11 protein-coding genes are annotated in these 11396 nt (G+C 60.0%); all 11 read left to right on the forward strand.

The window, feature by feature from the left end; all coding sequences use genetic code 11:
- The first annotated feature begins 42 nt into the window (after positions 1–42).
- The 11 genes from H7B67_RS19325 (at position 43) to H7B67_RS19375 (ending at position 11386) form a co-directional block, all read left to right on the forward strand.
- Complete coding sequence (locus H7B67_RS19325) at positions 43–1146, forward strand: amidohydrolase family protein (protein WP_185121494.1); 1104 nt, start codon at positions 43–45, stop codon at positions 1144–1146.
- Positions 1147–1153: 7 nt separating this feature from the next.
- Positions 1154–1510 (forward strand): Rieske (2Fe-2S) protein, encoded by a 357-nt coding sequence (locus tag H7B67_RS19330; protein ID WP_185121495.1) that lies wholly within the window; start codon positions 1154–1156, stop codon positions 1508–1510.
- Between the two features lie 20 nt (positions 1511–1530).
- Entirely contained in the window at positions 1531–2280 is a 750-nt protein-coding gene (locus H7B67_RS19335) for a DeoR/GlpR family DNA-binding transcription regulator (RefSeq protein WP_185121496.1), read from the forward strand.
- Positions 2281–2504: 224 nt separating this feature from the next.
- Complete coding sequence (locus tag H7B67_RS19340) at positions 2505–3383, forward strand: carbohydrate ABC transporter permease (protein ID WP_185121497.1); 879 nt, start codon at positions 2505–2507, stop codon at positions 3381–3383.
- A complete protein-coding gene (locus tag H7B67_RS19345) occupies positions 3380–4213 on the forward strand; it encodes a carbohydrate ABC transporter permease (protein WP_185121498.1) in 834 nt (277 codons plus the stop codon). Before H7B67_RS19340 ends, H7B67_RS19345 begins: the two co-directional genes overlap by 4 nt.
- A gap of 106 nt (positions 4214–4319) precedes the next feature.
- Positions 4320–5636 carry an ABC transporter substrate-binding protein gene (locus H7B67_RS19350; protein ID WP_185121499.1) on the forward strand — a complete coding sequence of 439 codons (1317 nt, stop codon included), beginning with the start codon at positions 4320–4322 and terminating at the stop codon, positions 5634–5636.
- A gap of 88 nt (positions 5637–5724) precedes the next feature.
- Entirely contained in the window at positions 5725–7023 is a 1299-nt protein-coding gene (locus H7B67_RS19355) for a Rieske 2Fe-2S domain-containing protein (protein WP_185121500.1), read from the forward strand.
- A gap of 23 nt (positions 7024–7046) precedes the next feature.
- Positions 7047–7943 (forward strand): VOC family protein, encoded by an 897-nt coding sequence (locus H7B67_RS19360; protein ID WP_342592460.1) that lies wholly within the window; start codon positions 7047–7049, stop codon positions 7941–7943.
- 47 nt (positions 7944–7990) lie between these two features.
- Complete coding sequence (locus tag H7B67_RS19365; protein ID WP_185121501.1) at positions 7991–8929, forward strand: acetamidase/formamidase family protein; 939 nt, start codon at positions 7991–7993, stop codon at positions 8927–8929.
- 145 nt (positions 8930–9074) lie between these two features.
- The gene (locus H7B67_RS19370; RefSeq protein ID WP_185121502.1) at positions 9075–10607 is read left to right on the forward strand and encodes an FGGY-family carbohydrate kinase; all 1533 of its coding nucleotides are present in this window, start codon (positions 9075–9077) and stop codon (positions 10605–10607) included.
- Positions 10604–11386 carry an SDR family NAD(P)-dependent oxidoreductase gene (locus H7B67_RS19375; RefSeq protein WP_185121503.1) on the forward strand — a complete coding sequence of 261 codons (783 nt, stop codon included), beginning with the start codon at positions 10604–10606 and terminating at the stop codon, positions 11384–11386. The genes H7B67_RS19370 and H7B67_RS19375 overlap by 4 nt, the downstream gene beginning before the upstream one ends.
- Positions 11387–11396: the final 10 nt, after the last annotated feature.

An 11396-nucleotide genomic window follows, 5' to 3' on the forward strand; every position in this document is an offset into this window, starting at 1 on the left:
GATTCCCTGTCGATCCCGAGCCGAGATTAAGGAGGAGCCGGAATGTCTACTCTGCAAGCCGAAGCGTTGACCGAAGGAAAAAAAGAAAAGGCGGCGAGATTCCCGATTATCGATACGGACGTTCATGAGCGCATGGTGTCGATCGAGGACTTGCTTCCTTACATCAAGGAGCCTTTTCTCAGCTATATGAAGCATTGGACAGGCTGGGGCGAGTTGAAGTACACCCATCCGATCGGGGGCTCGCGACTCGATTCGCTTCTGCCAAGCGGCAATGTTCCCGGCTCGGATTACGGCGTGCTGAAGGAGCAGCTGCTCGACAAATACGACATCGATTATGCGATTCTGACGGGGTTGTTCTACCCGGCGACGATGGAAGCGCAGTTCGAACTGGCGGCGGAGCTGGCGTCCGCGTACAACGAATGGTACGTGCGCAATTGGCTGGAGAAGGACGACCGCTTCCTCGGCTCGATCCACGTCGCTCCCCAGATGCCGGAGACGGCGGTGCGCGAGATCGAGAAGTGGGGCGACCACCCGAAGATGGTGCAGGTGCTGCTTCCGATCGGAACGGCTCCGCTGGGCGATCCGTATTACCACAAGATCTACGAGGCGGCCCAACGCAAAAACCTGGTCATCGGCATGCATCAGGGCAATTCGGTGACGACGGGCTTCGGACAGCCGAGGTATTACGTGGAGTGGCACACGATTCTCTCGCAGGCGTTCATGGGCATGGCGGTCAACCTCATCCTGAACGGGGTGTTCGACAAGTATCCGGGAACCCGGGTCGCGATGATCGAAGGGGGCTTCACCTGGGTTCCGTCGCTCATGTGGCGCATGGATCACAATTACAAATCGCTTCGCTCCGAGGTGCCGTGGGTGAAGCGCCTGCCGAGCGAGTATATCAAGGAGCATTTCCGGTTCTCGACGCAGCCGATCGAAGACCCGAACCCGCAGCACATGCTCCGAATGGTGGAGATGATGGAGAGCGACGAGCTGCTCATGTTCTCGACGGACTACCCTCACTGGGATTTCGATTCGCCGACGCGCAGCCTTCCGACGACGTTCTCGGCGGAGCTTAAACGCAAGATTTTCTACGACAACGCCAAAAATTTCTATCGGTTGCCCGATTCTCCCAAGGCTGCGAGGTGACGGAAGAATGAATCGAATGGTGGTTTGCGGCTCGGAGGAGATGGCTCCCGGCCAGAAGAGGGCGGTGCAGGTGGGCACTCGTTCCGTCGTGCTGGTCCGGCTGGGCAGCGGCGAATACTGCGCGCTGATGAACGCTTGCCCGCATCAAGGCGCTCCGCTGTCCGACGGGGAGTTGACGGGGACGACCTTGCCCTCTACAGTAGGAGAATACGTGTACGGCAAAGACGATCAGGTTCTTCGCTGTCCTTGGCATCGCTGGGAATTCGACGTGACGAGCGGCCAAGCATTGTTCAACGATAGACGGGCTTGCGTCAAGCGGTACGAGGTGACGGTCGAAGAAGGGAACGTCGTCATCCATTATTGAAGCGGAAATCGGAGGGCGTTATGTCTCGTAACAGGGAGAGCGAAATTCTGAGGTATCTGAGTAAAAAATCGCCGATTACGGTCGAGGAGCTCGTCGGCTTGTTGCAGGTGTCGGAGGCGACGGTTCGCCGGGATCTGGTGCAGCTGGAGAATCAGGGGCTTATCTTGAAGCGCCGCGGCGAGGTGTCCTTGCCGGGACTCGGCGTGGAGCCCGTGTTCAATCAGCGGTTGAATCAGAACGCGGTGCCGAAGCAGAGGATCGCTCAATACGCGGCGGGGCAGATCGCGGAAGGCGAAGTGATCGCTCTCGACGTGGGCACGACCACGGCCGCGCTGGCCAAGGAGCTGCTCAAGCGCAAGGGCATGACGATTTTTACTTACTCCCTTCAGATTGCCTCGATCCTGTCGCGGAGCCAGCACAACGTTTACGTCATCGGCGGCGGCTTCCGCAAGCAGGAGATGTCGATGGTCGGCTCGCTCGCGATCGAGATGATCAAGCAATTCCACTTCGATCGATTCTATCTCGGGCTGGGCGGCTTCTCCAAGGAGGAAGGGCCGACCGACTACGCGATAGAGGAAGTCGAGATCAAGCGGGCGCTGATCGAGCGTTCGAAGAGGGTCGTCGCTCTCGCCGACGGCTCAAAGTACGGAATGACTTCGCTGGTGAAGGTGTGCGAATACGACGACATCGACGAGCTGGTGACCAATGAGCCGGACGGCGTGTCGCTTGCCGACGAGCTTGGGCTTGGCGATAAAGTTACGCTGGTGTAAAGAACGGCCTTTCCGTTGCGCGCGGAAGAGACTTGAGGCTCCGTTGGTTCGGGGGAACGTCTCGGTTCGGGTGGCGAAGGGCTTTTTTTACAGCCTATGAATGTTAGGTATTCGTTAATTAATGTAACTCAAAGTATCGATATCCCTCGCTATCCCCGATTTTACGTCATTTAAATTAACATTTCTTATCGACTTGACTCCATATGCCGGGGGTGATGGCTGCCATGAGGAAAAGTTTGTTCGAAGCGATCCGTCAGACCGTATTTATGGGTCCCGCTGTCTTGGTGTACGTAACGATACTCCTGATTCCGCTCTTGCTCGGCTTGTATTATTCGATGACCGACTGGGACGGAGCCTCCTCGTCTTATTCCTGGGTCGGCTTCGGCAATTACAAGGAAGCGCTGCTTGACGACCCGGACTTCGTTTATTCCTTCTGGTTCACGATCAAGATGACGCTCGTCATCGCCCTGCTCATGAATCTGATCGGCTTCGGCCTCGCCTTTCTCCTGACCAAGAAGCTTCGCTTCCGCAATCTGTGGCGAGCCGTCTTCTTTCTTCCGAACGTGCTAGGGGGACTGATTCTCGGGTTTCTATGGAACTTTATCTTCACCAAAGTCTTCGAAGCCATCGGAGAAGCGACGAATTGGCCCCTCTTCGCCATCGCTTGGCTGGGCAACGAGCACACCGCCTTCTGGTCGCTCGTGATCGTAAGCGTCTGGCACGGCCTCGGCTACGTCATGATCATCTATATCGCCGGCTTGGTCAATATCCCGACCGAGATTCGGGAGGCGGCGCAGATCGACGGGGCGACCGGCTGGCAATCGCTAACCCGGATTACCTTGCCTCTCATCATGGCTTCCGTCACGATCTGCCTCTTCTGGACGATCAGCTCCACGCTGCGGATTTTCGACCTCAACTATTCCCTTACCGCGGGCGGTCCGTTCGGCTCGACCGAATCCGTCGCGATGAACATTTATTACGAAGCTTTCCGGGATAACAACTTCGGCCTGGGCTCCGCGAAAGCCGTCATCTTCTTCCTGGTCGTCGTGGTCATTACGGCCGTGCAAGTGATCCTGACGAAGCGCAAGGAGGTGGAGGCATGACCGGACGGCAATCGCGCAAGCGGCTGATCGCCGCGGAGTGGCTGCTCCTCGCCGTCTCCGTCGTCTTTCTCTATCCGTTGGCCCTGGCGCTCATCAACTCCTTAAAGACGATGAACGACATCCTGATGAACATGGGGTCGCTGCCGAAGGAGTATGTCTGGTCGAATTACAAGACGGCCTGGGAGGTGCTGGATTTTCCCCGCGCCTTGACGAATTCGCTCGCGATCGACGTCTTCAGCGTCCTTGGCGTCACGCTCATCTCCGCGATGTGCGCTTACCAGATCGTTAGGCGTCCCGGGCGGTTCAACCATGCGATGTTCGGTTTGTTCGTCGCGTCGATGGTCATTCCCTTTCATGCGATCATGATCCCCCTTGTTCAGGTTCTGCGCGAGCTCGGCATGGTCAACAGCCTCTTCGGCATCGTTTACGCCTATTGGGGCTTGAGTCTCGCTTTCGCCATCTTTCTTTTCCACGGATTCGTCAAAGCATTGCCTTATGAGATCGAAGAAGCGGCTCTCGTCGACGGGGCAAGCATCTACAGCGTCTTTTTCCGGATCGTGCTGCCGCTGCTGAAGCCGATCGCGGCGACCGTCGTCATCATCAACGCGCTGTGGATCTGGAACGACTTCCTGCTTCCGATGATCGTGCTTCAAGGACCGGATAACCGCACCATCCAGGTGGCGATCAATACGATGTTCGGCCAGTACATGAAGAGATGGGATGTCGCGCTTCCGGGAATCGTCATGTCGCTCGCTCCGAGCGTTCTGTTTTTCCTTCTCATGCAGCGCCAAATCGTCGAGGGTATATCGAGCGGGGGAATCAAGGGCTAGGCGGACGCGCCTCTCTCTTGCGCTCTTCTTCTCTGGATATATAAATGAAAGTCGGTTTTAGACAAAGAGAGCAGACGAAAGAGTAGATGAAACGGAGGAGAAAAGGATGGGAAAACGGAAAAAGGCAGTTGCATTCGCGGTTTTGGGAGGATCGCTTGCTTTGGCGCTGGCCGGTTGCGGCAGCTCGAACAACGACGGCGGCTCGGGGGCGGCTCCGGCCGAATCGTCTTCGTCCTCGGCTTCGGCTTCGGCGGAGAAGGCGACCTTGAATTTGTTCTTGAACCGTTCGGAGAGCGTCGACGCGTTCAAGAAGCTCAAAGAGATTTACGAAGCGGCTTACCCGAACATCACGCTGAACATCGAGACGGGACAGGGCGGGGAATTCAACACCAATCTGAAGACGAAGTTCGCCGCCGGCGCGGGCCCGGACATCTTCACGAACTCGGGCTTCACGGATCTGGATATCTGGGTCGACAAAATGGAAGACCTGACCGGCTCGGCCTGGGAAAGCGAGGTGCTGGACCGTTCGCTGGACGGCATCACGAAGGACGGCAAGGTTTACGGCTATCCGCTGTCGATGGAAGGCTACGGCTTCATTTATAACAAGGATTATTTCGCCAAGGCGGGAATCGCCGAGGTTCCGAAGACGATGACCGAGCTGAAGGAGGCGGTCGCGAAGCTGGAGGCGGCGGGCATCAAGGCGTTCGTGCCGGATTACGCCAACTTCTACGTGCCCGGCGTGTTCGAGACGAACAACGCGGTGGCCAAGCAGCCCGATCCGGATCAGTTCCTCGCCGATCTGAAGTCGGGCGCCGCGAAAGTTACGGATAATCCTCTCTTCTCGGACATGCTCGATTTGGTCCAGCTGCAGGCCGACCACGCCAGCAAAAACCCGATGTCGATCGACTACACCGGAATGGTCACCGACTTCGCGGCCGGCGAGGGCGCGATCTCGTTCGGCTGCTCCTGCTCGCAGCCGCTTCTGGACCAAGCGCAGCCGGGCTTCGAGATCGGCGTGTTCGGCACCCCGCTGAACGACGATGCCGACTTGAACGACCGGGTGTTTGTCCAAGTCTCCTCGTACCTGGCGATCAACAAGGATTCGAAAGTCAAAGAACAGGCAAAGCAGTTCATCGATTGGCTGTACAGCTCCGAAGAAGGCCGCGAGTGGTACGTCAAGGACTTCCGCTATCTTCCCGTACTTAAGGGACTGGAGACGGACGCCGCCAGCCTGGGCACGATCGGAGCCGGAATCAAGGCCTATATGGACCAAGGCAAGTATTTGGCCTACGAGTATCCGAAATATCCGGAGGGCCTGACGACCGAGTGGGGCGACACTCTCATCAAGATGATCGCGGGCAAGCTGGATAAGCAGCAGACGCTCGAAGAGCTCCAGGCGGTCTGGGAGAAAATGTCGAAGTAACGGGGTTGATCCGGTCGCCGGGACGGCGCGCATGCCGCATTCGGCGACCGGATCGGAATACGCATGCGATCGGGAGGAGGCTAACCTAATGTTGTCGCAAGAAGATAACGAGTTGATCACGAGAGTCGGGGCCGGAACTCCGCTGGGCAATTTGTTCCGCCGGTATTGGCTGCCGGCCTTTCTCTCCGAGGAATTGGAGCCGGGGGGAGCGCCGATGCCGGTCAAGCTGCTAGGCGAGCGCCTTGTCGCCTACCGGAACAAGGAAGGGAAGCTCGGGCTGCTCGGCGAGTTCTGTCCGCACCGCGGCACGTCCCTGACGTTGGCCCGCAACGACGATTGCGGCCTGACCTGCATCTATCACGGCTGGGCGTTCGATACGGACGGCGCCTGCGCCGATATGCCTTCGGAGCCGGATTTCAGCCGCTTCAAGGAGAAGATCAAAGCCAAGAGCTATCCGGTCTACGAGGCGGGAGGCGTCGCCTGGACGTACATGGGCGAGCCGGAGCATCAACCGGCGCCTCCGAAGTACATTTGGACCTCGCTGCCGGAATCCCACCGGATGGTGGCGAAGGTGTACCAGGAATGCAATTACCTGCAAATCTGGGAGAACGAGATCGACTACATGCACGCGGCGTTCGCCCATCTGGCGTTAAAGGAGCAAGACATGAAGGAGGGGGCGCTCAGCACGGAGCTCGGCATCAATCCTTCGCATCCCCTCGTCACCTCGCGCAATCCTCTGCTTAGCGTACAGCCGACGACGTACGGCTTCCGCAACATGTTCGTCGGCCAGGCGGACACGTCGGAGAACGCCGATCAATTCATCCTGGACGCGCCGATTCTGATGCCATCGTTCGCCTTTACGCCCCGAGTCAAGGAAGAGGATCACCTGTTCCACGCCTACGTTCCGATCGACGATACGACGACGTGGTCGTACGACGTTCACTTCACGCTCGACCGCCCTCTGAATCACGAGACGCAGAAGGAGCGGCGGGGGCTCTGGGTGGACGAGAACCACAAAAAAATCTACAACCGCGACAACAATTACAAGCAGGACCGCTCGCTGATGGAGAGCGGGAACTTCTCCGGCATTCTCGGCATCAGCAACCAGGACCACGCGGTCACCGAGAGCATGGGGCCGATCGTCGACCGTTCGAAGGAGCATCTCGGCACGAGCGACGTCGGGGTCATCGCGCTGCGGCGGATGGTGCTCAAGTCGATCAAGCAGCTGGAGAAGGGCGAGGTTCCGCTCGGTCTCGATCCCGGCATTCCGACCGACCGAATCTACAGCGAAGGCGTTATCGCCCCGCGAGGAATCCCTTGGAAGGAAGCGTGTCCGCTAGACTCGGCCTTCGAGCCGGCCAAAGCCGAGAAACCGGTGAAAAGTTGATTCGATAAGGGGGGGGATTCCAGGTGGTCCTGCAGCCGACAGAGCTTAAGCCGTCCGGCAAAGAGGCGCACGCCGGCACCGAGATGGGGGCGGTCCATCTCAAAGTGAGCGATCTGGAACGCTCGACAAGCTATTATACCGAGGTGCTTGGCCTCTCGGTTCTGAACCGCTACGCCGGTCTGGTGAGGCTGACGGCCGACGGCGTTCATCCCTTGATCCTGTTGGAGCAGATCCCGGGAGCGCTCGCTCTGCCACCCGGCCGGCACAGCGGCTTGTACCACTTCGCGCTGCTTGTCCCGAGCCGCCGGGATCTCGGTAACGCGCTGAGGCATCTAATCGGCCGGCAGGTTCGGCTCGGCTCGTCGGATCACGGCGTCAGCGAAGCGCTCTACCTGTCCGATCCGGACGGGATCGGCATCGAGATCTACCGGGATCGCGATCGCTCGGAATGGACGTACCTGCCCGGCGGGCAAGTGTTCATGAGGACCGATCCGCTCGATGCCGCGGGCTTGCTGAGGGAAGCGGAAGTAAGGGAGTGGGAGGGGCTTCCCGTCGGAACGAGGATCGGCCACGTCCACCTTCACGTCGGCGACCTGAACCGGGCCGAAGCGTTCTACAGCCGCCTGCTCGGCTTCCGCATCATGCTCCGCTACGGACCATCCGCGCTGTTCGCCGGCGCCGGGGGCTATCATCACCATCTCGGGCTCAACGTCTGGGCGGGAGAGGGAGCGCCCGCGACGCCGGATCGGGCGACCGGGCTGAAGTATTTCACGATCGTCAATCCGGACCCCGACCACATCGAGTGGCTGCTGGAGGAGTTCGCCGCCCGCTCGATTCCCGTGGACGCCCGCGGCGACGGCTGGTACTTCAAGGATCCGTTCGGAATCGGAATCCGCTTGACGACGTGCGGGATTTTATGACATTACGGCGAATCTATCAGCGATTTTATTGAGGGGAGCGAGCTACGATGGCAAAGCTTCATCGGCTTGACGCATCCGCGGATACGGTCGTCTGGGGCTACATCGGGGGCCGGCAGCGGCCGGTTCTGACGATCGAGCCGGGCGATTCCGTCGTATTGCGTTCCGTGTCGGGAACGCCGGACGACGAGGTGCCGCGGGAATGGATTCCGGACGCGCTGCGGGAGATCTACGGCAAGGTGACGGACCGCGGACCCGGCGTTCATCTTCTGACCGGCCCGATCGCGGTCAAGGGGGCGATGCCGGGAGACACGCTGGCGGTCGAGATCGGGAAGATCCGCGTCGACGCCGATTACGGCTTCAATTATATGGGGCCGATGTCCGGGCTTTTCTATAACGAGATGGACGACGCCGAGATCGCGATCGTCCCGTACGACAGGGAACGCCGTTACGGGAGCCTGGGACGGGCTTCGATCCCGCTCCGCCCTTTCTTCGGGATCATGGGGGTGAATCCCCCCGAAGATTGGGGCCGGATCACGAGCGTGACCCCGGGACGTTACGGCGGCAACATGGACAACAAGGAGCTGGTCGAAGGGACGACTCTCTACTTGCCCGTCCTGCGCGAGGAGGCGCTGTTCTATGCGGGCGACGGGCATGGCGCGCAAGGCGACGGAGAGATCGACGTGACCGCGATCGAGACTTCGCTCGAAGGACGATTCAAGCTGGATCTCCTTAAGGGGACCGGCCAGGAATGGCCCTACGCGCGAAGAGGCTCGACCCTGATCAGCATGGGCTTCGACGAGGATTGGGCGGTGGCCCTCAAGGCAAGCGCAAATCAAATGATCGGGCTGCTCGGGGAGCAGTACGGACTGAGCCGGCGCGAAGCCTACCGGCTGTGCAGCATCTGCGCCGACTTCCGCATCACCCAGGCGGTCAACGGCATCAAAGGCGTTCACGGGCTGTTCGACACCTCCGTGATTACCTCGTGAAGCGTCGGCGTCCGACGAGGAGCCGAAGGATAACGACAAACGAAGAAACCGAAGAAGTAACCTCGAATAAACGACGAAGCGACTAACGAAAAAAACCGACTGGAACGACGATCGGCTAGCGACATCTAAGAGCGAGGTGAGAAGCATGTCCTCCTATTCCTTGGGGATCGATATCGGCACGACGGCCGTCAAGGCGATCCTGCTGTCGGAGGATCGCATCGTCTATCAGACGAGCGCGGCGCATCACCTGCTGTCCGAACGCCATGGCTGGGCGGAGGAGGATGCGGGCGAGTGGTGGGGCAACGCTGTTAAGGTCGTCCGCGAGACGCTCGCCGCGGTTCCGGACGCGCGGGACGGCATCCGGGCGATCGGGGTGAGCGGCATGGTGCCCGCTATCGTCGTGCTGGACGAACGCGGGGAGCCTCTGCGCAACAGCATCCAGCAGAACGACGCCAGGGCGACCGAGCAGATCGAGCGGCTCAAGCGGGAGCTCGATCAGGAGCGGCTGTTCGCGGCGACCGGCGGCTTCACGAACCAGCAGCACGTTCTCCCGCGGCTGCTGTGGCTGCGCGAGCATGAACCGCGGCTGTGGCCGCGAATCTCCGCCGTGCTAGGCTCCTACGACTACATCAACTACAAGCTGACGGGCACTCTTGCGCTCGAGATCAACTGGGCGGTCGAGAGCGGCATGTTCGACATCCGGAAGCGGGAATGGATCGGCGAACAGCTTAAGCTGCTCGGGCTGCCCGAGAGCGCGTTCCCTCCCGTCAAGGAATCGGCGGAGAGAATCGGCGTCGTTTCGGAAGAGGCGGCGGCGATGACCGGCCTTCGGCCCGGAACCCCGGTCATCGCCGGGAGCGCGGACCATATCGCTTCCACGCTGGCGGCGGGCATCCTCGAGCAAGGCGAGCTGCTGATCAAATTCGGCGGAGCGGGCGATATTCTCTACTGCATGAACGAGATCCGTCCGGCTCCGGAGCTGTTCTTCGATTATCACGTATATCCCGGCAAGTACCTGCTGAACGGGTGCATGGCTTCGAGCGGCTCGCTCGTCAAGTGGTATTCGAACGAGCTGCTGCAGGACGATTCGCCCGATCTGTTCGCCCGGCTCGACCGCGACGCGGAGCGGGTGCCTCCGGGCTCGGACGGGCTGATCATCCTCCCGTACTTCCTGGGGGAGAAGACGCCGATCTTCGATCCCGAAGCGAGAGGAGTGCTGTTCGGGCTGAGCCTCGCCCATAAGCGGGAGCATCTTTTCCGGGCCATTCTCGAATCGGTCATTTACGGGTTTCGCCATCATATCGAAGTCATCCACGGCCTCGGCTACGAGCCGCAACGAATCTTGGCCACGAACGGAGGCGCGAAGAGCAAGTTCTGGTGCCAGATCGCGGCGGACGTTCTTAACGCCGAGATTCGATCCTACCCTTCCCATCCAGGCTCCGCGCTAGGCGTCGCGTTTCTGGCGGGCAAGTCGGAGGGCGTGTACGGGAGCTGGGAACAAATCCGAGATTTTCTCGTTGATTACAGAGATTTTAAGCCGGACCCTTCGCGGGCGGCTGTCTACGATAAAGCTTATGCCATTTACCGCAAGCTGTACGCGCAGCTCAAACCGTTATTCGCCGAAGTCGGCGCGATGTACGGGGATTCGGCGGACCGACAGGAGGAGCAACCCTTATGAGCAATCTGCACGGCAAAGTAGCCGTCGTCACCGGAGCCGCGAGCGGAATCGGCCATAGCATCGCAACCAGGCTGGCATCCGCCGGAGCATCGGTCGTCATCTGCGACCTGAACGGCGAAGCGGCCAAGGAAGCCGCGGCGGCGCTTCCCGCGAGCGGCTCGGCCAAGCACGGCTTCGCTGCCGTCGACGTGACCCGCAAGGAGCAGGTGCAGGCAGCGGTTCAAGACATTATCGCCGATTACGGCGCCATCGACATTCTGTGCAACAATGCTGGCGTGTCCACGATGAACCGCATCGAGGACCTGACCGAGAAGGAATGGGACTTCAACTTCGACGTGAACGCGAAGGGGGTATTCCTGTTCACGCAAGCGGTGTTCCCATATATGAAGGCTCGCGGCAGCGGCAAAATGATCAACACCGCGTCGATGGCTGGCAAGCGGGCGACTCCGCTGCTCGCGCATTATGCGGCTTCCAAATGGGCGGTCGTCGGCTTCACCAAAAGCGCGGCGGTCGAGTTCGCTCCCTTCGGAGTCACGGTCAATTGCGTCTGTCCCGGCTTCGTCCGGACGAGCATGCAGGAGCGGGAGCTGGAATGGGAAGCGGAGCTGCGCGGCATGACGCCGGAGGAAGTGAAGGACGAATACGTCAAGCTGACGCCGATGGGACGGATCCAGGAGCCCGAGGACGTGGCGAAGGCCGTCTGCTTTCTGGCTTCCGAGGAAGCGGACTTTATCACCGGCGAAGCTCTGGACGTGACGGGCGGGGCGCACCTGCTGTAGGAGGGAGGAA

The organism is Cohnella thailandensis (genome assembly GCF_014212135.1).
GTDB lineage: Bacteria > Bacillota > Bacilli > Paenibacillales > Paenibacillaceae > Cohnella > Cohnella thailandensis.